The organism is Streptomyces sp. 35G-GA-8, assembly GCF_023534745.1.
Taxonomy (GTDB): Bacteria; Actinomycetota; Actinomycetes; order Streptomycetales; family Streptomycetaceae; genus Streptomyces.
This window is the reverse complement of sequence record NZ_JAMHJQ010000011.1, coordinates 72,195-96,758: the sequence shown is the minus strand read 5'-3', so window position 1 is coordinate 96,758 and position 24,564 is coordinate 72,195. Positions and strand designations below refer to the sequence as shown.

The 24,564-nt window shown below is 71.7% G+C and carries 19 protein-coding genes and 1 pseudogene; 9 read left to right on the top strand and 11 right to left on the bottom strand.

The features are described from left to right. Nucleotides 1-296: 296 nt before the first annotated feature. Nucleotides 297-770, top strand: coding sequence for an ATP-binding protein (locus M1203_RS25215; RefSeq protein ID WP_249952084.1), 474 nt, complete (start codon nucleotides 297-299; stop codon nucleotides 768-770). Nucleotides 771-849: 79 nt separating this feature from the next. Here the strand turns inward: M1203_RS25215 and M1203_RS25210 are convergent, their stop codons facing one another. After that, the gene (locus M1203_RS25210) at nucleotides 850-1,842 is read right to left on the bottom strand and encodes a GlxA family transcriptional regulator (RefSeq protein ID WP_249952083.1); all 993 of its coding nucleotides are present in this window, start codon (nucleotides 1,840-1,842) and stop codon (nucleotides 850-852) included. A 110-nt stretch (nucleotides 1,843-1,952) separates the two neighbouring features. On the opposite strand from M1203_RS25210, the gene M1203_RS25205 reads away from it, so the two are divergent. Further along, complete coding sequence (locus M1203_RS25205) at nucleotides 1,953-3,242, top strand: MFS transporter (protein WP_249952082.1); 1,290 nt, start codon at nucleotides 1,953-1,955, stop codon at nucleotides 3,240-3,242. A gap of 119 nt (nucleotides 3,243-3,361) precedes the next feature. Further along, nucleotides 3,362-4,723, top strand: coding sequence for an MFS transporter (locus tag M1203_RS25200; protein ID WP_249952081.1), 1,362 nt, complete (start codon nucleotides 3,362-3,364; stop codon nucleotides 4,721-4,723). Between the two features lie 4 nt (nucleotides 4,724-4,727). Here the strand turns inward: M1203_RS25200 and M1203_RS25195 are convergent, their stop codons facing one another. From M1203_RS25195 to M1203_RS25185, 3 genes are all read right to left on the bottom strand, one after another. Next, nucleotides 4,728-5,957 (bottom strand): NAD(P)/FAD-dependent oxidoreductase, encoded by a 1,230-nt coding sequence (locus M1203_RS25195; protein ID WP_249952080.1) that lies wholly within the window; start codon nucleotides 5,955-5,957, stop codon nucleotides 4,728-4,730. 95 nt (nucleotides 5,958-6,052) lie between these two features. Then, nucleotides 6,053-6,733, bottom strand: a complete 681-nt coding sequence (locus tag M1203_RS25190) for a pyridoxal 5'-phosphate synthase (RefSeq protein ID WP_249952079.1) — start codon at nucleotides 6,731-6,733, stop codon at nucleotides 6,053-6,055. A gap of 272 nt (nucleotides 6,734-7,005) precedes the next feature. Further along, on the bottom strand, nucleotides 7,006-7,653 hold the full coding sequence (locus tag M1203_RS25185) for a TetR family transcriptional regulator (protein WP_249952078.1): 648 nt from the start codon (nucleotides 7,651-7,653) through the stop codon (nucleotides 7,006-7,008). A 283-nt stretch (nucleotides 7,654-7,936) separates the two neighbouring features. Between M1203_RS25185 and M1203_RS25180 the strand changes: the two genes are divergently transcribed. After that, complete coding sequence (locus tag M1203_RS25180) at nucleotides 7,937-8,776, top strand: VOC family protein (protein ID WP_249952077.1); 840 nt, start codon at nucleotides 7,937-7,939, stop codon at nucleotides 8,774-8,776. A gap of 122 nt (nucleotides 8,777-8,898) precedes the next feature. Beyond that, the gene (locus M1203_RS25175; protein ID WP_249952076.1) at nucleotides 8,899-11,412 is read left to right on the top strand and encodes a PQQ-binding-like beta-propeller repeat protein; all 2,514 of its coding nucleotides are present in this window, start codon (nucleotides 8,899-8,901) and stop codon (nucleotides 11,410-11,412) included. A 20-nt stretch (nucleotides 11,413-11,432) separates the two neighbouring features. Here the strand turns inward: M1203_RS25175 and M1203_RS25170 are convergent, their stop codons facing one another. Next, entirely contained in the window at nucleotides 11,433-12,236 is an 804-nt protein-coding gene (locus tag M1203_RS25170; RefSeq protein WP_249952075.1) for a hypothetical protein, read from the bottom strand. Between the two features lie 213 nt (nucleotides 12,237-12,449). Here M1203_RS25170 and M1203_RS25165 point away from each other — a divergent pair, with 213 nt between their 5' ends. Next, entirely contained in the window at nucleotides 12,450-12,980 is a 531-nt protein-coding gene (locus M1203_RS25165; protein WP_249952074.1) for a hypothetical protein, read from the top strand. Nucleotides 12,981-13,041: 61 nt separating this feature from the next. Here the strand turns inward: M1203_RS25165 and M1203_RS25160 are convergent, their stop codons facing one another. The 3 genes from M1203_RS25160 to M1203_RS25150 all read right to left on the bottom strand — a co-directional run bounded on the left by M1203_RS25160 (nucleotide 13,042) and on the right by M1203_RS25150 (nucleotide 16,760). Continuing rightward, nucleotides 13,042-13,218 carry a hypothetical protein gene (locus M1203_RS25160; protein ID WP_249952073.1) on the bottom strand — a complete coding sequence of 59 codons (177 nt, stop codon included), beginning with the start codon at nucleotides 13,216-13,218 and terminating at the stop codon, nucleotides 13,042-13,044. A 191-nt stretch (nucleotides 13,219-13,409) separates the two neighbouring features. Further along, on the bottom strand, nucleotides 13,410-13,577 hold the full coding sequence (locus M1203_RS25155) for a sigma-like protein (protein ID WP_249952072.1): 168 nt from the start codon (nucleotides 13,575-13,577) through the stop codon (nucleotides 13,410-13,412). A 231-nt stretch (nucleotides 13,578-13,808) separates the two neighbouring features. Then, on the bottom strand, nucleotides 13,809-16,760 hold the full coding sequence (locus M1203_RS25150) for an AfsR/SARP family transcriptional regulator (RefSeq protein WP_249952071.1): 2,952 nt from the start codon (nucleotides 16,758-16,760) through the stop codon (nucleotides 13,809-13,811). A gap of 211 nt (nucleotides 16,761-16,971) precedes the next feature. Between M1203_RS25150 and M1203_RS25145 the strand changes: the two genes are divergently transcribed. Continuing rightward, a complete protein-coding gene (locus M1203_RS25145; protein WP_374403932.1) occupies nucleotides 16,972-18,462 on the top strand; it encodes an FAD-dependent oxidoreductase in 1,491 nt (496 codons plus the stop codon). A gap of 202 nt (nucleotides 18,463-18,664) precedes the next feature. Then, nucleotides 18,665-19,138, top strand: coding sequence for a hypothetical protein (locus M1203_RS25140; RefSeq protein WP_249952070.1), 474 nt, complete (start codon nucleotides 18,665-18,667; stop codon nucleotides 19,136-19,138). A gap of 75 nt (nucleotides 19,139-19,213) precedes the next feature. Here M1203_RS25140 and M1203_RS25135 read toward each other — a convergent pair whose 3' ends face one another. From M1203_RS25135 to M1203_RS25125, 3 genes are all read right to left on the bottom strand, one after another. Continuing rightward, entirely contained in the window at nucleotides 19,214-20,752 is a 1,539-nt protein-coding gene (locus M1203_RS25135; RefSeq protein WP_249952069.1) for a CehA/McbA family metallohydrolase, read from the bottom strand. Between the two features lie 189 nt (nucleotides 20,753-20,941). After that, nucleotides 20,942-21,361, bottom strand: a complete 420-nt coding sequence (locus M1203_RS25130) for a type II toxin-antitoxin system VapC family toxin (protein WP_249952068.1) — start codon at nucleotides 21,359-21,361, stop codon at nucleotides 20,942-20,944. Next, nucleotides 21,358-21,588 (bottom strand): antitoxin, encoded by a 231-nt coding sequence (locus tag M1203_RS25125; RefSeq protein ID WP_249952067.1) that lies wholly within the window; start codon nucleotides 21,586-21,588, stop codon nucleotides 21,358-21,360. Before M1203_RS25125 ends, M1203_RS25130 begins: the two co-directional genes overlap by 4 nt. 301 nt (nucleotides 21,589-21,889) lie before the next feature. Here M1203_RS25125 and M1203_RS25120 point away from each other — a divergent pair. Then, nucleotides 21,890-24,496: pseudogene (locus tag M1203_RS25120) on the top strand (bifunctional FO biosynthesis protein CofGH); the annotation flags it as partial. Between the last annotated feature and the right edge of the window lie 68 nt (nucleotides 24,497-24,564).

Here is a 24,564-nt window from a genome sequence, read left to right as displayed (position 1 = left end):
ACGGTCGCGGTGCTGCCGGTACGGCGGCTCCGGGAACGCGAATGTGCGCCGCTCGCGCGGTACGAAGGCGCCGTGTGCGCCCGTGTTCGACTCCCCGCGACGGGCGTCGCACAGTATGCACTACGCGTACTCCTTCGCGCTGGAATATGCCCGAAGCGCTTGTTGCGGTGACTGTACGTCAACCATGCTGTCTCGCAAGGAAATCACGTTCCGTGACTCTTGAGACTCTTGTGACTCTGTTGAGGACCTTGTCGAGGCGCGAGGCGATGTGTCCGCCGGTTCGGATGGTGTGAGCGGTGCAGGTGCTTCAGGTTCAGTTGGAGGTCGGGCCGGATCCCGCGGAGGTGGGGCGCGCCCGCAGATGGGCCCGTTCCAGGCTGGCCGGTTCCGGTATAGAGGACGACGAGCCCGTCGCCGAGACGCTGATCCTGCTCATCTCGGAGCTCGTCACCAACGCCGTGGTGCACACCGGCTGTCCGGCCGTGCTGCGGATGCTCTTCGGCGCGGGAGCGGCCGAGGCGGGGACGGTACGGGTGGAGGTCGCCGATACCAGCGCCTGTCCGCCGCGCCCGCGCCACGCGGACGGCGAGGACACCAACGGCCGCGGGCTGGAGCTGGTCGACGGCCTCGCCGACCGGTGGGGCTGGCAGCCGGAGGGCGCGGGCAAGCGCATCTGGTGCGAGGTGGACAGAAGTGCGCCGGGGGTGGCGGCCGAAGCGTGCGCCCCTGCCGCGTACGAGCTCCCCTGCGCCGTCCCCCGACCCGCGTGACGCGTGGTTCCCCCGGTTCCCGGGGGCCCGTGTGCCGGGGTGAGCCGGATGCGGCCCAGGGCCATCCGCCGGACACGCCCTAGCGGCCCGATCCGGCTCCCGCGCGGAACGTACGCCGGTAGACCGTCGGCGGGACCCCCAGCGCCGACTGGAGATGCTGGCGCATCGACTGCGCCGTGCCGAACCCCGCGTCCCGCGCCACCTGATCGACCGACAGGTCCGTCGACTCCAGCAGCTGTCTGGCCCGTTCGACCCGTTGCAGCACCAGCCACTGCCCGGGGCTGATCCCGGCCTCCTCGCGGAAGCGGCGGGTGAACGTCCGTACGGACATCGACTCCTGTTCCGCCATGTCGCGCAGCTGTATCGGCTCGTGCAGGCGCGCGAGGGCCCAGTCGCGGGCGGTCGCGGTGGTCGCCAGCTGCGGTTCCGGAACCGGGCGTTGGATGTACTGCGCCTGGCCGCCGTCCCGGTACGGCGGGACGACCGTACGCCGCGCGACGTCGTTGGCGACCGCGGTGCCATGGTCGCGCCGGACGATATGCAGACAGAGATCGATCCCGGCGGCGACCCCGGCGGAGGTCAGCACGTCACCGTCGTCGATGAACAGGACGTCCGCGTCCACCTTGACCCGTGGGAACAGCCGCTGGAAGTGGGCGGCGGAGGACCAGTGCGTGGTGGCGGGACGCTCGTCCAGGACCCCGGCGGCGGCCAGCACATAGCTGCCGGTGCAGATGGAGACCATACGGGTGCCCGGCCGCAGCCGGGCGAGGGCGGCGCGGAGTTCGTCGGTGAGCCTGCCCTCGTCGAAGACCGGACCCAGTTCGTAGGACGCCGGTATGACCACGGTGTCGGCGGTGGCGAGTACCTTGGGGCCGTTCTCGACGAGGATCGCGAAGTCGGCGTCGGTCCGTACCGGCCCCGGTTCCCGGACCGAGCAGGTCACGATCTCGTAGAGCGGTTTGTGGAGGGAGTCGCGTGCGCGGCCGAAGATCCGCTGCGGGATGCCCAGTTCGAAGGGGATCGCCCCGTCGAGGGCGAGGACGGCGACCCGGTGCGGGCGGCGGTCCGGCATGGTGCGCTCTCCTCTCCTGCGGATCTTCCGCGGATCTCCTGCGGACTTCGTCGTCCGTTCCTCGGATGGGCTCTGGTGGTCCAGACCTTTACTTGATATCAGTCGCGTCTGTGACAGAAAAGCGCACGGTGGCTCCGGACATTCCCGAACCGACCGCACCTCCGCACGAAGTCTCGGCCGGGACAGCTCGGGAAGGGGCCGTCCGGGCCGTCCATACCCTCTGGAACCGTAACTTCCGGCTCTTCTTCCTCGCACGTACCGTCGCGCGCTTCGGGGACGGCATGGTGCCGGTGGCCCTCGCCGCCGGTCTGCTGGACGCCGGGTACGGCGCCTCGTCCGTCAGCTTCGCGCTCGGTTCCTGGATGGCGTGCTTCGCGGGGTTCGTGATCGTCGGTGGGGTGCTGGCCGACCGGTTCACCCCGCGCCGGATGATGGTGCTGGCGGACGGCGCACGGCTGGTGGGTACGGCGGTGCTGGCCGTCGCCTTCGCCGCCGGAGCGCCCGCGCTCTGGCTCGTGTACGCGCTCAGCGCGCTCAACGGACTGGGCGCCGCCGTTTTCCAGCCGGGGGTGGCCAGCATGCTCCCGAGGCTGGCTCCCGATGTGCAGCGGGGCAACGCTGTGCTGCGGGTCGCGGAGTCGCTGATGACGATGGCGGGTCCGGCGGTCGCGGGCGCGCTGGCCGGCTTCGGCGGACCTGGTCTGATCTTCGGCGTCAACGCGGCCACCTTCGGGATCAGCGGGATCTGTCTGTTCCTGATCCGGATGGAGTCGGTCGCGCCGGTGGTGACCGGTGAGTCGATGCTCTCCGAACTGATCGGCGGCTGGCGCGAGTTCCGGGCCAGGTCCTGGCTGTGGGGGGTCATCGCCGTCTGGTCGGTGTACGGCATCACCGTGCTCGGCCCGATCACACCGCTGGAGGCGGTCGTCGTCACCGAGCGGCACAGCTCGGCGGTGTTCGGTCTGATGATGACGGTCCAGGGCGCGGGCAATGTGGCGGGCGGGCTGCTGGCGATGCGGCTGCGACCGGTCAGGCCGCTGTTCGCGGGCGCGCTCGCGCTGTTCGGGGTGATCGCGAACGTACTGGTCCTGGCGTACGACGTGCCGGTGCCCGTGCTGGCCGCCGGCTTCTTCGTCGGGGGTGTGTCGCTGGCGTTCTGGCTGGTGATGTGGTCGACGACGGTCCAGACACAGATCCCCGACGCGGCCCTCAACCGGCTGCACGCGTATGACGTGGCGGGCTCGCTGATCATGCTGGCGGTGGGGCGGGCGCTGGCCGGGCCGGTCGCGGAGGCGGTGGGGGTACGGGAGGTGCTGGTGGCCGGGGCGGTGATCAATGTGGGGGTGTGCGCGGTGCTGCTGGCGGTACCGGCGATCCGGGGCCTGAAGCGCGTGGAGTGAAGCCGCGTGAAGCGGAGTGAGGGCGGGCGGTGCGCCCGACGGCGGGCGGTCGAGGGGGGTGGCCCGATCCTGATGAATGCTGACCGTCGGGCCACTCGTTCCCGGCGTGGCCCCCCTGGATGCTGTCTGGCGTGACCCAGACAACCGACCTCGCCGCACAGCCCGACCCGCCAGAGCCCTCCGCACCGTCCGTGCCCTCCGCGCCGTCCGCGCCGTCCGCGCCGCGCGCGCCGGGGCGCGTCCACCGGGCGTGGTTCGTCGCCGTCGTCACGTTTGTGACGATCATCGGCGCGGCGGCGTTCGCCTCGCTGCCGGGTCTGCTGATCGAACCGCTGCACACGGAGTTCGACTGGTCGCGCGGCACGATCGGCTTCGCCGTCTCGGTCAATCTCGCGCTGTACGGACTGACCGCGCCGTTCGCCGCGGCGCTGATGGACCGCTTCGGTATCCGCCGGGTCGTCGCCGTCGCGCTCACCATCATCTCGGCCGGTTCCGTGCTGACCGTATGGATGACCGCGGCCTGGCAACTGGTGCTGTACTGGGGCGTTCTGGTCGGTCTCGGCAGCGGTTCGATGGCGCTGGCCTTCGCCGCGACGGTGACCAACCGCTGGTTCGTGGCGCGACGCGGTCTGGTCACCGGCATCCTCACCGCGGCGGGCGCCTCGGGGCAGCTGGTGTTCCTGCCGCTGCTCTCCTGGCTGGTGGAGCACCACGGCTGGCGCCCGGCCGCCGTCACGGTCGCGCTGGCCGCGCTCGCGGTGGTCCCGTTCGTCTGGCTGCTGCTGCGGGACCATCCGGCGGACGTCGGGCTGCCCGCGTACGGCGCGAAGACGTTCGTACCCAAGCCCGCGCCGGTGACCGGTGCCGCGCGGCGTGCGGTCTCGGTGCTGTTCTCGGCGGCGCGCACCGGGCCGTTCTGGCTGCTCGCCGGGACCTTCGCGATCTGTGGCGCCTCGACGAACGGCCTGGTCAAGACCCACTTCGTACCGGCGGCGCATGACCACGGCATGCCGATCACGGCCGCCGCCTCGCTGCTCGCGGTGATAGGCGTCTTCGATGTGGTCGGCACGATCGCCTCCGGCTGGTTCACCGACCGCTTCGAGGCGCGCAGGCTGCTCGCGGTCTACTACGCGCTGCGCGGGGTCTCGCTGCTCTTCCTGCCCATGCTGCTGGCGCCTTCCGTCCATCCGCCGATGCTCTTCTTCATCGTCTTCTACGGCCTGGACTGGGTCGCCACCGTTCCCCCGACGATCGCCCTGTGCCGTGAGCACTACGGCGAGGACAGTGCGATCGTCTTCGGCTGGGTCCTCGCCTCCCACCAGGTCGGCGCGGCGGTGGTCGCCTTCGCGGGCGGTCTGGCGCGGGACGTCTTCGGCTCGTACGACGTGGTCTGGTACGCCTCGGGGGCGCTGTGCGCGGCGGCGGCGCTGATGGCGCTGGTGATCAGGCGCAGGCCGGTGGTGGCGACGGCGACGGTCTGACGGTTCAGCGGGGCAGGAGGGGTCGGTGCGCCCGGCCGGACCGACCGGAACGGCCGGACCTGCCGGCCCGGCGGCCGGACGTGGTCCTGTCGGCCAAGGCCTTCGCTATCTTGCGCGCGTCGATCGCCATCTCACGGAGGTTGCCGCTGATCGGGTTGGTGAAGCCGACGAAGTAGAGACCCCGCGCCCGCTCAGGGGTGTGGCCGCCGTGGGTCACCGGCCGCCCCCGCTCGTCCAGTACGTCCAGATGCCCCAGCAGGTCCTCCAGGGCCCGGCGGTAGCCGGTCGCCGCGATGACCACCTCGGGGGTGATCCGGGAGCCGTCCGCCAGCACGACCGTGTTGTCCTCGAAGGACTCGACCGCCGCCACCGGCTCGACCAGGCCAGCGCGTACCGCCTTGATCAGCCCCACGTCCTGCACCGGGATCGCCCCCTCGCGGACGCGCGAGTAGAGGCCCGTGTCCGGGCGCGGCAGGCCCTTCGCCGACAGGTCGGGCACCGAGATCCGGGCCAGTGTCCGGGCCGCCCGGTCGACCAGTCGGACCGGCACCCGGCGGACCAGCACGGCCGTCGCCTGCGCCGGCCAGCCCAGCGTGGAGCGGCGCACGATGTGCGGGGCGGTACGGACGGCCAGACGCACCCGTGCCGCGCCGCCCTCGACGAGGTCCACGGCGATCTCCGCGCCCGTGTTGCCCACGCCGACGACCAGGACGTCCTTGCCCGCGTACGGCCGGGCGTCGCGGTACTCGCCCGCGTGCAGCAACTCGCCGCCGTACGACGCGCGGCCCGGCCAGGACGGCAGCCGGGGGGTGTGGTTGTAGCCGGTGGCCACGACGACGGCGCGGCCGGTCAGCTCCCGGCCGCCGGTGGCCCGCAGCAGCCAGCCTGTCCCGTCGGGGGAGGGCTCGACCCGGGTGACCTCCACGCGGGTGACGATGTCCAGGCCGTGGAACTCCGCGTACTTCTCCAGATAGCGCACCAGCCGCGCGCGGGGCACCCAGCGCCCGAAGGAACGGGGGATCGGCAGCCCCGGCAGGGCCGACATCCGGCGGGTGGTGTGCAGCCGCAGCCTCTCGTAGTGGCGGCGCCAGGAGGCGCCGACGGCGTCGGACTTCTCCAGTACGACGGCCCGTACGCCCTGTTCACGCAGTGCGGCGGCGACGGCGAGCCCACCGGGTCCCGCGCCGATGACATACACGGGAAGACTGTTGGCGCGGCCGGAATCGTCGGACATGAGAGCTGAGCGTAACCGCATCCTCACTTGTTGGGTCTCGGTCAAGATGGGAAAAGGGTTGCGAATCGATCACATCCGCTGCCCGTCGCCCCGCGTCATGGCCAGAGCAACTCCCTTGTCCACAGGCCCCCTTCGCGCCGGTAGCGCAGCCGCACATGCTGTCTGCGCGCGTCGCCCTGGAAGAACTCCGCCTCGTCCGGCACGAGCGTGTACGCGGTCCAGGACGGCGCCGGCGCGTCCGGCTCGCGCCGCGCCCGCTCCCACGCCGCCGCGCTCGCCTCCGCCAACTCCTCGGCCGAACCCAGGACTTCGCTCTGCCGGCCGACGAGCGCGGAGGCCAGCGCTCCCGTCGAACGGACCCGCAGATCCGCGTCGCTCTCCTCGGCGCCTGCCGTGCGTACCTCGCCCCGCAGGCGTACGGCACGTCCCTGCGCCGCCCAGTAGAAGCCGAGTGCGGCCTCGGGGCGCGCGGCCAGTTGGCGGCCCTTGCGGCTGGTCGCGTGCGAGGCGAAGTGCCAGCCCCGCGCGTCCGCGTCATGCAGCATCAGGGTCCGTACATCGGGCCGGCCCTGTTCGTCGGCGGTCGCCAGCGTCATCGTGTGCGGCTCGGGCTGGCCGGCGGCGACCGCCTCGGCGAACCAGCGGTGGAACAGCGGCAGCGGCTCGTCGGGCGCGCCCGCCGGATCGAACGCGGGCAGTTCGGTGTCCCAGACGGGCTGGGCGCGCAGCAGGGCGCGGAAGGTCTCTTGTCGCCGGTCGTCGTCCACGCGGGTCATTCAACCTCGTCCATGCGCCGCCCATATCGCCGCACTCGGAGCGGTTCGAGGCGTGGCGGGTGTTCCCGGTGGAGGCGGGTGCGCTGATCGGAGCGCTGGTGGAACGGCTGCTGCCGCCGGCATGACAGAACGGGGGAGGGGCGCGCGGTACGTACGTACCGTGGCCGCAGGCCCGGGCGCCGGCCCGCTTCGGCGGGTTACCTCAGGTGGAGCGCGTTACTTCTGCGGAGCGTTGCTTCTGTGGAGCGATACTTCCGCACTTCGGCGGAGCGTTACTTCGTGGGCTTCTTGCCGGTGACGCTCAGATGGACCAACTGGGCGAGCGTAGGCCGCAGTTCCGCCTGCTTCACGCCCCAGCTCTGGAAGCCCTTCTGGTGCGAGGCGACCGAGGCGAGCAGCACGACCAGCGAGCCGGCCAGCGCCGCCGGGCTGATGTCCTTGTCGACCCTGCCCTTGGACTGAAGCTCCTTCACGGACTCCGTGAGGGAGCCGGTCACGGAGTTCAGGATCTTCATACGGATCTTGTTGAATCGCTTGTCGCCCTCCGCCGCGCCCAGATCGACCACCCGGAGGATGGCGTCGTGTTTGCGCCAGAAGTCGAGGAAGCCGTCGACGAGTTCCTCGGACGTCTGCCAGCCGGCCTTGCCGGCCCAGGAGCGGCCGGAGACCAGCGCGGTCAAGCCGGTGCCCTCCTTGGCCATTTCCTCGGCGATCTCAAGGACAGCGCCCTCGACGTCCGGGAAATACTGGTAGAAGGTCGCGGGTGACGTGCCCGCCTTGCGGGCGACATCGATGACTTTGACGTCCCGGTACGGCGAGGAGCTGAGCATCTCGCCGAGGCAGTCGAGCAGCTTCTGCCGCGTCGCCTGCCCGCGTCGACCAGCCACGCGGCCGTCGACGGTGCGCACTTGTCCTGTCATGCAGTCAGCTTACCGAGGGGTGATCCGAGCGCGATTTGGCCGACTGCAAATGGGGAACCGGCCATCGCGGAGCCGGAGCGGACCGGGAGCGGACCGGAGGTCGGGCCAGGAGCGGGCGGGGGGCTCGCGGGGTGATCCGGGAGGCGGGCGGCGCGGGCGCGGGCTTGAATAGTGTTATCAACAGCCTGTGGACAACTTCGGTGGATAACTCGGGGTGGCGGCGGGTTCACGCTGCGATAGTGAATCAATTGTTCTATTTATCCATACGGAAGGAGTCCGGGACATGGACGCATTCGCGGAAGGCACGCCGTGCTGGGTGGATGTGTCACTCCCCGATCTGGAAGCGGGCAAGCGCTTCTACGGAGAGCTGTTCGGCTGGACCTTCGGCCGGGCCAAGGGCATGGAAGACGGGCACTACACCCTGGCGTTCAGTGGCGGGAGGCGCGTCGCGGGCCTCGTCGCCAAGCGGGACGGCCGGATGCCGACCGTATGGACCATCTATTTCGCGACCCCGGACGCCGACGCGCTCAGCGCGAGGATCAGGGAGGCGGGCGGCCAGCTGGTGCGGGAGCCGATGGCCGTCGGACGGTTCGGTGTGATGGCGCTGGCGGCGGATCCGGCCGGCGCGGTCTTCGGGTTCTGGCAGGCGGGCGAGGACCTGGGCTTCGAGAAGACGGGCCTGCCAGGATCCTTCTGCTGGACGGAGGTCTATACGAGGGACAAGGAGCGCGTCGACCCGTTCTACGAGAGGGTCTTCCGCTTCCGGGGCAGGGATCTGCCGGGCGACGGCATCGACTTCCGGCTGTGGTCCCCGGCCGGTTCCGCGCCGGGCGCGGAGAGCGCGATCGGCGGGCGCAGCGTGATAACGGACGCGTTCCCGGCGGAGCTGCCCGGCCATTTCCTCAGCTATTTCTCGGTCGACGACTGCGACGAGACGGCGGCGACGGTCGTGCGGCTCGGTGGCAGGATCACCGCACCTCCGTTCGACATCGACCACGGACGGATGGCGGGGCTGCTGGACAACCAGGGCGCGTACTTCGCCGTGCTGGCCGAGCCGAAGCGCGAGCCGAAGCGCGAGCCGGAGCCCGCGTCGGAGCGGGGAGCGGGGCAGGAAAGCACATGAGTGTCCGGATCGAGGTGAGACACCCCGATCCGCCCCCGGGTTCGCAACCGGCGCCTCCGACAGGAAGAATCAGGGGGCACGGGGCCGTACCTTTGTGGCCCGTACGGGGAGGTGGCAGGCAAGTGGAGCAGCTGACGCAGCACGACCCGAGGCGCATCGGCCCTTTCGAGGTGCTCGGGCGGCTCGGAGCCGGCGGCATGGGGCTGGTCTATCTCGCACGCTCGGCGTCCGGCCGCCGGGTGGCGATCAAGACGGTACGTACCGAGCTTGCCGAGGACCAGTTGTTCCGGGTCCGCTTCACGCGAGAGGTGGAGGCCGCGCGCGCCGTCAGCGGGTTCTACACCGCCGCCGTCGTGGACGCCGATCCCCGGGCCGCCGTGCCCTGGCTGGCGACGGCGTATGTGCCCGCCCCCTCGCTGGAGGAGATAGTGAGTGAGTGCGGTCCGATGCCGGCCCAGGCGGTGCGCTGGCTGGCGGCGGGGATCGCGGAGGCGCTCCAGTCGATCCATGGCGCCAATCTCGTGCACCGGGACATGAAGCCGTCGAATGTGCTGGTGGTGGAGGACGGGCCGCGGGTCATCGACTTCGGCATCGCCTCCGGAGTCTCCAACACCCGGCTGACCATGACCAATGTCGCCGTCGGGACGCCCGCGTACATGTCGCCCGAGCAGGCCCGCGACTCGCGCAGTGTGACGGGGGCCAGCGATGTCTTCTCGCTCGGCTCGACCCTCGTTTTCGCCGCCACCGGACACGCGCCCTTCCATGGCGCGAACCCCGTCGAGACGGTCTTCATGCTGCTGCGCGAGGGCCCGGACCTGACGGGGCTGCCGGAGGAGCTGAGACCGCTCATCGAGGCGTGCATGAAGATGGACGCCTCCCAGCGGCCCTCGCCCGCCGATCTCCAGGCACAGCTGGCCCCGCATCTCTTCGCCTCGGGCAGCGACGACAGCGGCACGGCGTCGGCGTGGCTGCCGGATCTCGCCACCGCGATGATCGAGCGCCGCAGGGCCGGCGGCCGGGGGCCCGCGCCCGCCGTACGGCACGCCGGTGCCGGTGCGGCGCCGGGCGCCGGTCCCGGCGCGATCGCCGCCGTACCGCCGAGGCCCGCGCACGAGCCGCCGGTGCCCGCGCAGGCGGCCCCCGACTGGGACGCCGCGTGGCGGCCCGGCCCGGCGCGACAGGGCGGCGGTGGCGGGAACGAGAGCCAGCACGCGGGCCGGTCCGAGGAATCGGCCGCGATGTCGCCGCCCGCGCTGCCGCACGCGCCCCGCTCCGCGCCGCCGGACGGCCCGCTCAGGCTGGCGGGGTCGCCGGTGCCGATCGGTCCAGGACCCCGGGTCGCGGACACGCGCGTCGGCGTCGGCGGCGCCGACGCGGGCCCCGCCACCGGCTGGATCCGGCCGCCCGCCGGGCTGAACGGTACGGACGCGGCCACCGGCGTCGCGCCCGCCCCGGCCGCACCGCCGGTGCCCGCGCCCGCCGCGCCTCCCGAAGGCGCTCCCGGCCGCTGGCGGCCCTGGCGGTTCCGGATGTCCAACGACGTCTGGGGCACGCCGGTCGTCGACGGCGATCTGCTCTATGTCACGTCCTTCGAGGTGCACGCGCTGGATGTGGCCAGCGGACGCCGCCAGTTCAAGACCAGGGACGTGGCGTGGGCGATGGCCGTCGCCGGTGGCCGGATCCACGCCTCGGACGGGCCGACGCTGTACGCGCTCGACGCGGCGGACGGCGCCGAGCGCTGGCGCCTCCAGACCGATGCCTGGGTGTACTCCCTGAAGGTCGACCGGGGCACGGTCGTCACCGGTACGCGCGGCGGCGGCGTCCAGGCGTGGGAGGCGTCGAACGGCGACAAGCTGTGGGAGACCGCCGGGGCCCAGACGGACTTCGAGACACCGGAGGCCGGGCCCGCGATCCACGACGGCACGGTGTACGTGTGGAAGGACGCCCGGCTGCTGGCGCTGGACGCGCGCACCGGCACCGAGCTGTGGTCGTACCCCATCGGTGACGCCGCCTCCTGCGGGGGCGTGCCCGTGCGGCTACGGCCCGCCGCCGACGGCCAGTTGTATGTCTCGGCCGGTACGCGCGTGCTCTCCATCGATCTGGTCAGCGGCCATGTGCGCTGGCATTTCGAGGCGCCCGCGGTCTTCCTCTCCCCGCCCGCCTTCGCCCCGGGACCGGCCGTGACGGGCGGCGGTGTCTATCTCGCGGACTATCTCGGCACGGTGTACGCGCTGGACGCCACCACCGGCAAGGACCGCTGGCGCATCGCGACGGAATCCCGGCAGTCGATCGAACCGGTGCTGGTCGCGGACGGCAATGTCCATGTCGGCAGCGGCAGCGCCCTGTACACGCTGGACGCGGTGACGGGCACGCCCAAGTGGCGCTTCGCGGCGGGCGGCGAGGTCATCGGCGCACCGGTCGTCGCCGACGGCCGGCTGCACTTCGGCTCGGCCGACCATGTCCTCTACACGCTGGACGCGAGCGGTGGCCAGCTGCGCTGGAAGCTGGCGACGGGCGGCGAGATCACGGGCTCGCCCGTGGCCCGGCGGGGCGTGGTGTACGCGTGCAGCAGGGACCGCTGTGTATACGCGCTGGACTCGGTGAAGGGGACGGCCACGGGGCGCGGCTCGCGCTGAGGGTCGCGCCGAGGCGGGCGTCAGCGCGACCGTGGGGCGTCGGGCGGATCTTCGGGCGGCGGTCCCGTCGGCGGTGTGGAGCTCGGGCTCCACTGCTCGTCGGTGACCCGGGGAAGCGACTGGGTGTCGCCGTCGTGCGGCGACCACTCCTCCGGGGGTGAGGACGGCGGCGGCTGGGGCTCGTATCCGTAGGGCCGGTACGCGTACTGGTCGTATCGCCCCGGGGGCCCGGACGGCTGCTGGTACTGCGCCTGCTGGTACTGCGGCTGCTGGTACTGCGCGTGCTCGTACGGCGTGTGTTCGTACGGCGTGTGCTCGTAAGCGGGCTGCTGCGGCTGCGGGGGCCGGTACTGCTGCGGGTACGGGACCTCGTAGTCGTACGGCGGCTCCTGGCTCCGCCACTGGGCGCGGCGCCTGCGGCCGCTCATCACCAGCGCGGCCAGCAGCAGGACGATCCCGCCGCCGGCGGCGTACGCGACGCCGGTGCCCAGGCCGGAACCGGTGGCGGTGACGCCGAGGCCGTCCGCCGACTGGCCCTGGCGCACCATCCACAGGACCGTGAAACCGAGCACGACAAGACCGGCCAGCCCCACGAGCGCGCGCGAGCGCAGCACCACGCCGAACAGCGTGACCAGGGCGGCGAAGAGGAAGGGCAGCGCGAGCGAGACGAAGACGCTGGAGCCGTTGCCGGAGATGCCGTTGAACAGGTCGGTGACGGGGAAGTCGCTCCCCTCCCGGCCGTCGTACCAGGGACGGAAGGGACTGAGGACGGCGGCGGCCGCTCCGATGAGAGCGAGCAGCGAGCCGAGGATGTTACGGACCATCGTCGGCCCTCCTTCGCGGTGCGTGATCGTGCTCCGTCAGCGACGCTACGCCGCGTATCCGGCCCCCGCCACGCGACCGCCGGGCGCCCGCCGCGCCGCCGGGGGCGCCCGCGCCCCAACTGCTCGCGTGTCGCGCCCGTTTGACAGGTCCACGGGTACGTCGGACCCTGGGCCGTCGGTGAGAATGCGTACATACGGGGGAGTGACTCGATCGTGATACGTCGACGTCTGAAGGTCGCGGCCGTACTGGTTCTGGTGGTGCTGGCCCTGACGGGGTTCTCGTCCTCCACGGGCGGCAAGAGCGGCAAGAGCGGCAAGAGCAAGGGATCGAGCGGCGGCGGGGGTGGCTGCTCCAACTCGAAGAAGAGCAACGGTTCGTACTCCGGCTCGGACTACGACTCCGATGACGACTACGGCTCGTCCGGCAGCTCGTACGACCCGACGCCCACGGCGACGGCGGGCGCCGAGGCGCGGATCGTCACCTGCGTCAGCAAGGCGAAGGGCAAGCGGAAGGCCGTCACATACGCGACCGTGCGGGTGTCGGCGGGAGCCGGTCCTACGGACACCTACGAGGTCGACGTGACCTTCGAGGACGCGTCGGGCTCGGCCGTCGACTTCGGCGACACGACGGTCGAGCTGGACGGCGGGGAGACGACGACGGTCAGGGTCCCGATGGACAGCCCGAAGCAGGTCGCGCGGGTACGGAAGTGCGAGGCGACGGTCGACAGCCAGGGCGTGTCGTAGGACACGAGAAGGGGCCCGGGCGATATCTCGCCCGGGCCCCTCTCCATGCGCGGCGCGTGCCTCAGGTGGCGTGAACGTCGCTGGTGGTGGCGTCGCCGCCGGTGGCGTGCGCGTCCTGGACGGAGACACCACTTCCCATGGTGGTGGCGTGCGCGTCCGCCATGGCCGGGGAGGCCGTAGCCGCCGCGGCGGCGAGCGCGACAGCCGCTGCAACGAAGAACTTCTTCGTACGCGTCACTTCAACTCCTGAAAGTGGGCTCGTCGGTCGTTCTCGACCCTCAGTACCCTAAGTATTAGGGCACGCTTGTTCGGTCGATATGGCGGTTTACGCCCATCGAATGGCGTGAATGCGAGGTCGTCGGACATGCGGCGGCCGCGGCGGCTCCCCCTCCGCGCCGCCGCGGCCGCCTCCCCCGCGAGGGTGAGGTCTTAGGCGCCCGGCTTGAAGGGCTCGGACGTGGCGTGCTGGTCCAGCGTGGCGATCCCGCCACCCGTGGCGTGCTGGTCCTGAGTCGTGGCCGTGCCTTCTTCTTCCGTACCCGTCGCGTGCTGGTCCTGCGGCTTGACCGCCGTGTCCTTCTTCTTGACGTCGTCCATGATCACAATCTCCCGTTATCTGCTCTGCGTGGCGGATCGGCCGTACCCGCCCGGCGGTTCCCCCGGGGACCGCCGGGCGGGCACACAAGGCCGCATACCTTAGCGCCGCGGCCCCTCGCCGATCCGTGCGCCCCCCGATTCGGCGGACCGACAGGAGTGACGATGCCGTGGCGCGATAAACGAACGATGAACGGCCTGACGCGGGACCCAGGTCTGTCGGCCGGGCAGGGCCTACGCGGCCGCCACGGGCCTCAGCAGCGCACGGACCTCGCTCGCCTCGGGTGACCCCAGAGCCTCGTATATCGAGAGCGCCTCCTGCCAGCAGACCTGGGCACGGCCCGTCTGCCCTATGCCGCTGAGCGCGCGGCCGAGCACGGTCAGCACATTGCCGCGGCGCCACTCGCCGCCGATGTCGCGGAGTACGGTCAGCGCCATTTCCGCGTTCGACGCCGCCTGCGCCATCTTCCGGGCGGAGATGTCGATCTCGGCCAGCCGGAAGAGCGCCATTCCCTCCCACAGCCTCTGGCGGCTGTCCCGGAAAACGGCGAGGGCTTCGTTGAGCCGTTCCGCAGCGTCGGACAGCTGTCCGCCCTGGGCGAGTGCCAGCCCCAGGGCGTACCGGCCGTTCGCGCCGCGGAACGTGTGACCGAGGGCGTCGTAGATGCCGATGCCCTGCCGCGCGAGGGCGATCGCGCTGTCCGTGCGCCCCGTGGCCAAGCGGATGCGCGAGAGATTGCACAGCGCGCTCGCCTCGCCGGGAAGGTCCCCGTCGGCCCGGAAGTTGTCGATGGCCATGGTGAGGTGCCGCTCGCCGTCGGCGTGCCGGTGCTGATAGAGCGCGATGATTCCCCGGACGTTGGGCGCCCAGCACCCGGGCGGTACGTCGCCGGTCGTGGCGGCACGCCGCATGGCCGCCGCCGCCTCTTCCTCGGCCTGGTCGAAGCGGCCCGCCACACTGTGCACGTTGGCCAGCGTCATCAGGGCCCGGCCCTCGGCCAACGCGTCGCCGCGGACACGCGCGGCTTCCAGTACGACTCTCGCCGACGCCTCGTAGTCCTTCGAGTTGGCGCCCGACTCGCCGAGGTCCAGTGCCGCCCACAGAAGGTCCACCGCCCGCCGCAGCGTCGGCGTGTCCGAGCACTGGCGTACGAACGCCAGCAGGCAGTTGGCCTCCGCGTACAGCCAGTCCTGCGCGTCGTGCCGGTCGGTGAAGGACAGGCCCGGGTATGTCGTCTGCTCCAGGTGGTCCACCAGGCGGTCCCCCGGGCGCTCCAGGGCGAACACGCTCGCGGCCGTCGCCAGGTAGAAGTCCAGCAGCCGTGAGAGCGCCGCCTCCCGCTCCGAGGGCGGCTGTTCGTCGCGTTCCGCGCACGCGCGCGCGTACAGGCGGACCAGGTCGTGGTAGCGATAGCGGCCCGGGGCCGCGGATTCCAGCAGCGAGGTGTCGACCAGCGACTCCAGCAGGTCCTCGGCGTCGTGCAGCGGCAGGTCCAGTACGGCCGCCGCGGCGGCCAGCGAGAGGTCCGGGCCGTCGGCCAGGCCGAGCAGGCGGAAGGCGCGGGCCTGGGCCGGGTCCAGGGCGCCGTAGCCGAGTTCGAAGGTCGCCTTGACCGCGAGATCGCCCGCCTGGAGCTCGTCCAGCCGGCGCCGCTCGTCGGCGAGCTTCGCCGCGAGGACCGAGACCGTCCAGGTGCGGCGGGCCGCCAGCCGGGACGCCGCGATCCGGATGGCCAGCGGGAGGAAGCCGCACGCCGCGACGACATCAAGCGCCGCCTTGCGCTCGGCGGTGACGCGCTCCTGGCCGACGATCCGGGTGAAGAGCTGAAGCGCCTCCTCCGGCGACATCACATCGAGGTCGACCAGATGCGCGCCCGCCAGATCGACCATTCTGACCCGGCTGGTCACCAGCGCCGCGCAGCCCTCCGTACCCGGCAGCAGCGGGCGGACCTGCGCGGCGTCGCGGGCGTTGTCCAGCAGGACCAGGATGCGCCGGCCGTCGAGCGTCGAGCGGTAGAGCGCGGAGCGGTCGTCGAGGGAGTCGGGGATCGCGGTGTCGGGCGTGCCGAGCGCCCGCAGGAACGAGCCGAGGACGTTCTCCGGCTCGGCGGCCCGGGTGCCCGCGCCCTGGAGGTCCACGTACAGCTGACCGTCGGGGAAGTACGTCCGTGCCGCGTGCGCGACATGCACGGCCAGGGTCGTCTTGCCGACGCCGCCGATCCCCGCGAGCGCGGAGACCGCCATCACGGACCCCTCGACCGTGGAGAGCCGCTTGCCCAGCTCCCGTACGAAGGAGACGCGACCGGTGAAGTCGGGCACGGTCGCCGGGAGCTGGGCCGGGCGCGTGAACGTCGCGGGCGGCGCGGGCTGCTCGACGGGGCGGGCAAGCTCGGCGTCCGCCTGGAGAATGCGCCGCTGGAGCTGGGCGAGTTCGGGACGCGGGTCGACGCCCAACTCCTCGGCGAGCAGCCGGCGGGTGTCCGCGTAGACGGCGAGCGCTTCCGCCTGCCGCCCGCTGCGGTAGAGCGCGAGCATCAGCAGCTCACGCAGCCGCTCCCGCAGCGGGTGAGCGGCGGTCAGGACGGTCATCTCGGAGACGGCCTCCGCGTGGCAGCCGACCTCCAGGTCCAGATCGAGCCGGGTCTCGGTGAGCTGGAGGCGCCACTCCTCCAGCCGGGCGCGCTGCGTCTCGGCGTACGGGCCGGGCACGGAGGCCAGCGTCTCGCCCTCCCACAGTTCCAGCGACTTGTTCAGCAGCTCGCGGGCCTGGTTGCGGTCCCCGGCGACGCGGGCCTTCTCCGCTTCCTTGGCCAGCTCCTGAGCCACGTTCAGATCCAGCAGATCCGGCCGGTTGCGCACCGCGTAGCCGCCGGCCTCGGTGACGAGCACGCCGGAGGAGAGCTTCTTGCGCAGGCGCGAGGCGTAGGTCCGTACGGCGGCCAGCGCCTGCGAGGGCGGGTCGTCGCCCCAGAGCGCGTCGATGAGCTCACCGGCCGTGGCGGTACGGCCGTCGCGCAGCAACAGGGCCGCGAGCAGGGCGCGTTGCTGCGGTGACCCGGGCGGCACCGGCTCGCCGCCGCGCCAGGCGCGTACCGGTCCGAGCACGCCGAAGCGCAGCTCGCCGGAGTCACCCGGCACGGCCGGAGCCCGCTGCTCCGGTACGCGCGGCCCGCCGTCACGTTCCATAGCTCCCCCTGCCTGCCACTGCCGGTATCGCCCTCGACAGTCTGCCTTGTCGATGGCTGTGCGTCAGCAGTGAGTGGGGGTCTGCACAAGCCCTCGACAGGATCCGGACCGCCATTGACCCGGGCGAAGCGGAGCGCCGTAGTTCGCTTGACCAGTGGGTATGGGTAGGACGGTGACCACCGCTGGTACGGACGATGAGGAGGCAGCGGCCGTGACTGATGTGATCGTGGTGGGTGCCGGTCCGACCGGGTTGCTGCTCGCGGGGGATCTGGCGGCCGCCGGACACTCCGTGACCTTGGTCGAACGCCGCTCGGAAGCCGTCGGAAATCTCACGCGCGCGCTCGCCGTGCACGCCCGCACGATGGAGCAGCTGGACGCGCGCGGGCTCGCCGACGAACTGGTGGCGCGCGGATACCGGGTGCGGGAACTGCGGCTGCTCATGCGGGCGTCCATTGATCTGAGCCGGTTGCGCAGCCGCTTCCCGTACGTCCTGATCGTCGGGCAGTACGAGGTGGAGCGACTGCTCGAACGGCGTGCCCGCGAGGCGGGTGTCACCTTTCTGTACGACACCGAGGTGACCGGCGTACGGCAGGACGAGGACGGCGCGGAGGTGGAGGTGGCGAGGGCCGGGCCGGAGCTGGGGGCCGGGGCCGGGGCCCGCACGCTTTCCACGCTCCGCACGCTCCGCGCCTCCTATGTCGTCGGCACGGACGGCGCCTCCAGTACCGTCCGCCGCTCCCTCGGGCTGCCCTTCCCCGGCTCCGCCGTCATCCGCTCGATGGTGCTGGCCGACGTCCGGCTGACCGAGAATCCGCCCGCCCCGCTGATCGCCAACGCCGAGGGGGACTATCTCGCGCTGATCGGCACGTTCGGCGACGGCTGGTACCGCGTCATGGGCTGGAACCGCGCCAGGCAGCTCCCCGACGGCGCGCCCGCCGATCTCGACGAGGTGCGGGAAGCCGCCCGGGAGGCGCTCGGCTCCGACTACGGCATGCACGACGCGCGCTGGATCTCCCGCTTCCACAGCGACGAGCGGCAGGTGCCGCACTACCGCGTGGGGCGCGTCTTCCTCGCGGGCGACGCCGCGCATGTCCATTCCCCGGCCGGCGGCATGGGCATGAACACGGGTCTTCAGGATGCCGCGAACCTCGGCTGGAAGCTGTCGGCGGTGCTCGCGCGCCGTGCGGGCGACGCGCTGCTCGACACGTACGAGTCCGAGCGCCACCCGGTCGGCGCCATGGTGCTGCGGGCCAGCGGCATCATCACCCGGTTCGCGCTGGCCCGCTCCACCCCCCTGCGCGCCCTGCGGTCGGCCGGCTCCCAACTGCTCTTCCGGGCCGCCCCGTTCGGCGACCGTGTGATGCGCGTGGTCACGGGCATCGGCATCGCGTACCCCTCCCCGCGCGGCGCCCACCCGCTGGTCGGCAGACGCGCCCCCGACCTGGCGCTGTCGTCCGGACGGCTGTACGAGGCGTTGCGCGCGGGCCGGTTCGTGGCGGTGGGACCGCATGGGGACGCACACGTACGGTCGGCGGTGCCGGACGACGGCCCGGCGCTGTACGCCGAGTTCGCGCACAGCGCCACGCGTACGCTGCTCGTCCGGCCCGACGGCTATATCGCCTGGGCGGCCGACCACCCGGACCCGGCGGGCCTGCGCCACGCGCTCACGGAGTGGACAGGCCAGCGGGCCGGACGCCCGTAGCGCACGGCGGGATCTGCGCGCGCCCACCGGATCGAGGTTTCCACGACCCGGTGGACGAGGACCCGGTGGGCCGGCACGTAAAAGGCTCTCAAGAACCCGGGTAAGAACGCGTCCGGGTCAGCGAGATAGCGGCGCACCGCACCGGCTTCCAGCGCCGCTCCGCTGGAGTAGCCACACACCGCTTACCTGTAGGGGGCACACCATGCGCGTGGGCATCACCGGACATCGCGGCCTGTCCAAGGAGATCGAGCGGCAAGTAAAGGTCATGCTCGCCGAACAGATCGCCACGCTCGACGTACGCGACCTCGTCGGAATCAGCTGTATCGCCGACGGGCCGGACACATGGTGGGGTCAAGCAGTCCTCGACGCCGGAGGAAAGATCGAGGTCGTCATCCCGGCAGCGCAGTACCGCCAGGACCTGCCCGACTGGCATCACGCTGAATACGACGCGCTGTTCTCCAGCGCCTCTGATACCCACCACACGGGAATGACCGAATCCACCTCGGAGGCACACCAGGCGGGAAGCGAGATCCTCGTCGGCCTCTCCGACGTCGTACTCGCCGTTTGGGACGGCTTGCCGGCCCGGGGATACGGTGGCACCGCCGATGTCGTGGCGTACGCGGGGCGCGTAGGCGTGCCCGTCACCGTCCTGTGGCCCGACGGCGCGACCCGATAAAGGCCCTGCTTCCCCAGGGGCCCGGCCGACACCTGCGCTCGGGGGTGTCGGCCGGGCATCCCGTTCAGAGTGCTGTCACTCCCCGAGGAACACCGGGTTGGTGAACGCCGCGAGCGCGCCCGGGAGGCCCGGGGTCTTCGGGGCGTGGCGTACTTCCGCGCGTACGTAGGTGGCGTACGTGGCGGTGGTGCTCCATTCCAGCGTGCCCGTGCCGGATTCCGGGATCGTGCCCGTGCGCAGGGTGCCCTGGTCGGTGACGAAGTGGGTGGTGCATCCCGGGGCGCCGGTGACCTCCAGACGTACCGTCACCGGTTCGTCGTCGCGGACGCGCAGTCGGTCGCCGATGCCCGCGTGGCCGCCCCGGCCGCCCGCCGCGCCGAAGGTCAGGGAGACCGACGAGGACTCGGCGACATAGCTGTGACCCGCGCGGATACCGGCGACGATGGCGTCGCGGGTGAGGTCCTCGGCCAGGACGACGGTCTGCGGGGTGCCGATGGGGTCGGGGTCGCGGTGGGCGTCGCTGCTGCCCATCGCGGGGGTCCAGGGGCGTCCGGAGCGGGCCGCGGAGGCCAGGGTGCTGTCCCAGTCCGCGAGGGAGACCTCGTCGTCGACCGTGTAGGGGCCGTTCCACACCTCCACCGCGTCGGCGTCGGCGAAGCCGAACTTCCAGTTGCAGCCGATGCAGGTGGCGTGCGGGTGGGCGGGGACGACCAGACCGCCGGCGCGGCGGATCTCGCGGGCGTAGTGGCCGAAACGGTTGTCGCGGGCGCGGTAGCGCCAGTCGATGAACGTACCGCCGTCCATGCCGAGGGCCACGACGTGCCCGTTGCGGGTGGTGACCTCCTCGCCGGTGAGGATCAGCAGGTCGTCACCCCACAGGCCGTCCCAGGCGCTGTGCGCGGAATGCGTGTTGTGCTCGCTGGTGTTGATGAAGTCGAGACCCGCGGCCCTGGCGAGCGCGGCGATCTCGGCGGGTGTGCGCCTGCCGTCGGAGTGGACGGAGTGGATATGGCAGTCACCGCGGTACCAGGCCCGGCCGCGTCCCTTGGCGCGCTCCGGCGGGTACACCGGCTTCGGGGTCTCGCCCGGGGTGCCGAACCGCAGCGTGATCGTCACCTCGTACGCCAGGCCCTGTGGGGCGACGGTGTACGGGCCGAGCGCGATGTGCCAGGTGCCCGCGTTCACCGGGCCCGGGAGATAGCCGGGGGTGGCCGCGTCGGCGCGCAGGAAGAACTCGGTGCGGGCGCCGCCCGACCAGCCGCGGAAGCCCTTGCCGCCGAGCCGCGTGCCGCGCTCGTCGAAGATGCCGATGTCGAGGGCGTTGCCCTGGGTGCCCGCCGGCATGGCGGGGCGCTCGTAGGAGTACGAGACATGGATCTCGCGGACGCCGCGCGGCACCTCGACGGGCAGATGGACGAAGTCGGGGGAGCCGGTCGGCAGTGTGCCGCGGACGGTTCTGGTCTGTTCGCCGGTCTCTCCGCCGCCGCTCCCGGCGGCCGGCGCGGCGTTCGCGAAGCTCACGGTACTCAACGTAAGCGCGGCGGCGGCGCCCGTCACCAGAAGGCCCCGTCGGGCTATCGCGCTGTCATGGGTGTCTGCGTGGTCCTTGCACATGCCGGCGGCTCCCAGGGTGCCGAGAGGGACAAGTGGTCACAGCGACCACCCGATTCGTGCGTTCGAACTCTGGTATTGAGCCGTGAACCAGGAGGCAAGGGAAGGGGATTGGCAGGTGGCGGAAACACGGACGGGACATGCGCGCGGCCTCTCTCGCACCGAAAAGGCATCTCACGCACCGAAACGGGATCAGGCGCGCGCCTCGAAGACCTCGATCTCGCACCGTGCCGCGCCGCTGCGCTCGATCCTGGCGTCGCTCGTGATCAGTGGTACTCCCAGGGTCTCGGCGAGGGCGACGTACTGGGCGTCGTAGGCGGACTGGTTCGCCGACAGAGCTTTGACGCGTTCCCAGAGGATCAGGGTCTCGTGCCGGTCGACCGGCAGATCCCGGAACGTCGCCATGGCCTTGCGGAGTGCCCTTTCGCTCAGTTTGGGGACTCCTCCGCGCCGACCGCTGGCCAGGCCGAGCAGGGCGGACATGACTTCGTAGTCGATCAGATGAGGTGCGGCGAGGCGGTCCTCCTCGACGACACGTTTCCGTACCTGGTGTCCGGTGGGGCCGTCGTCGGTCAGGAAGAAGACGAGTGCTGAGCAATCGACAACGATCACCGCGCCGCCCGCGCGTCGTCGATCGCGTCCCGTACGTCCGTGATGGTCAGTGTCGTACTCGCCTCCGCTTCGGCGCGGGCGGTGATCTCGGCGAGTGTGGGGCTGGTGGCCGCACCGACAAGGAGGTCCAACGTGTAGGCCTGGAGCGACTTTCCGGCTTGGGCTGCACGGGTTTTCAGTATGGCGAGGGCGCTTTCCGGGACATCCCGGATGGTGAGAGCAGTCATGACTGCAATGTAGCATCGGTGCAGGCGAAATGCAGATGTGGTTCCTCGGGTGGCCCGGCCTGCCGGTTCGGCCCTCGCCCGGGGGTGTCGCCCAGGACCCGCCTCACCCCGTCCCCCGTCCCCTGGTGGGGTGCACGGCCGAACGTATTCTCGGAGGATGACGACCCGCGTGCCTGAGGAATCCGGAACAGGACGACCGACGACCCCCCGACCCGCCGGAGAGCGGACCGGCCGACCGGCACACCCCGGACCACCCGCACACCCCGCCCCATCGGGCGGACAACCCGGAGGAACGGCGGTACCCACCGCCAACGCCATGCGGCGTGCGCTCAGGCGGGCGCGGGACGGCGTCGCGCTGGATGTCGCCGAGGCCGCCGTGCTGCTCCAGGCGCGCGGCGACGACCTCACCGATCTCGCCGCCTCCGCCGCGCGGGTGCGGGACGCGGGGCTGGCGGCGGCCGGCCGGCCGGGGGTCATCACGTACTCCCGCAAGGTCTTCATCCCGCTGACGCGGCTGTGCCGGGACAAGTGCCACTACTGCACCTTCGTCACCGTCCCCGGCAAGCTGCGCCGCGCCGGGCACGGCATGTTCCTCTCCCCGGACGAGGTCCTGGAGATCGCGCGTCAGGGCGCCGCGCTCGGCTGCAAGGAAGCGCTGTTCACGCTCGGCGACAAGCCGGAGGACCGGTGGCCCGAGGCCCGGGAGTGGCTGGAGGCGGAGGGGTACGACGACACCCTCGCGTATGTCCGCGCCATGGCGATCCGCGTCCTGGAGGAGACCGGGCTGCTGCCCCATCTCAACCCGGGCGTCCTGTCCTGGACCGATCTCCAGCGGCTCAAGCCCGTCGCGCCCAGCATGGGCATGATGCTGGAGACCACCGCCACCCGGCTGTGGTCCGAGCCCGGCGGCCCGCACCACGGCTCGCCGGACAAGGAGCCCGCCGTACGACTGCGGGTGCTGGAGGACGCGGGCCGCTCCAACGTCCCGTTCACCACCGGCGTGCTGATCGGGATCGGGGAGTCGTACGAGGAGCGCGCCGACGCCCTCTTCGAGCTCCGGCGCGTCCAGCGGGCGTACCACGGCATCCAGGAAGTCATCGTCCAGAACTTCCGCGCCAAGCCGGACACCGCGATGCGCGGCATGCCGGACGCCGAGCTGGAGGAGCTGGCGGCGGCCATCGCCGTGACCCGGCACGTCCTCGGCCCCGCCGCCCGTATCCAGGCCCCGCCCAATCTGGTCACAGCGACCATCGGCGGCTCCGCCGCGGGCGAGTACGCGCTGCTCATCGGCGCGGGCATCGACGACTGGGGCGGCGTCTCGCCCCTCACCCCCGACCATGTCAACCCGGAACGCCCCTGGCCGCACATCGACGAACTGGCCGCGCGTACCGCCGAGTCCGGCTTCGCGCTGCGCGAGCGGCTCACCATCTACCCGGAGTTCATCGCGCGCGGCGAGCCCTGGCTCGACCCCCGGCTGATGCCGCACGTCCGGGCGCTGGCCGACCCGGAGACCGGCCTCGCCCGCGAGGACACGCGGCCGGCCGGGCTGCCCTGGCAGGAGCCCGACGAGGGCTTCACCGCCACCGGCCGTACGGATCTGCACCGCACGATCGACACCGACGGCCGCACCACCGACCGGCGCGACGACTTCGACGAGGTGTACGGCGACTGGGAGGCGCTGCGCGAGGCCGCGGCCCCCGGCATGGTGCCCTCCCGTATCGACACGGACGTACGGTCGGCACTCGCCCAGGCCGCCGACGACCCGGTGAAGCTCACCGACGACCAGGCGCTCGCGCTCCTCCACGCGGACGGCCCGGCGCTCGACGCGCTGACCCGGATCGCCGACGAGCTGCGCAGGGACGTGGTCGGCGACGACGTCACCTACATCGTCACGCGCAATATCAACTTCACCAATGTCTGCTACACCGGCTGCCGCTTCTGCGCCTTCGCGCAGCGCCGCACGGACGCCGACGCGTACACCCTCTCCCTGGACCAGGTCGCCGACCGTGCCCAGCAGGCGTGGGAGGTCGGGGCCACCGAGGTCTGCATGCAGGGCGGAATCCACCCGGACCTCCCCGGCACGGCGTACTTCGACATCGCGCGCGCCGTGAAGGAACGCGTCCCCGGTATGCATATCCACGCCTTCTCCCCGATGGAGGTCGTCAACGGCGCCTCGCGCACCGGCCTGTCGATCCGCGAGTGGCTGACGGCCGCGAAGGAGGCCGGACTCGACTCGATCCCGGGCACGGCGGCGGAGATCCTGGACGACGAGGTGCGCTGGATCCTCACCAAGGGCAAGCTGCCGACGGCGACATGGATCGAGGTCGTCAAGACCGCCCATGAACTGGGCATCCGGTCCAGTTCCACGATGATGTACGGCCATGTCGACCAGCCGCGCCACTGGCTCGGCCACTTCCGTACGCTCGCCCGGATCCAGCAGGAGACCGGCGGCTTCACGGAGTTCGTGACGCTCCCCTTCATCCACACCAACGCGCCGGTCTATCTGGCCGGTATCGCCCGCCCCGGCCCGACGGACCGCGACAACCGCGCGGTCATGGCGATGGCCAGGCTCCTCCTGCATCCCCACATCACCAATATCCAGACGAGCTGGGTGAAGCTGGGCACGGAGGGCGCGGCGGAGATGCTCCGTTCCGGTGCGAACGATCTGGGCGGCACGCTGATGGAGGAGACCATCTCCCGGATGGCCGGGTCCAGTTACGGCTCGTACCGCTCGGTCAAGGACCTCATCGCCATCGCGGACGCGGCGGGCCGCCCGGCGAAGCCGCGCACGACGCTGTACGGCGAGGTCCCGGAGGAGCGCGTACGGACGGCGGCGGCGTCGGACGGGCATCTGCCGGAGCTGCTGCCTCTGCTCCCCGTACTGCCCGTGCGCGGCGAGGACGGCTGAGCGTCATGGTCCGTTCGCCCGCCGCCGCCCGCGGCGGCGGGTGAACGGACCATGCGGAACCGCTGCCG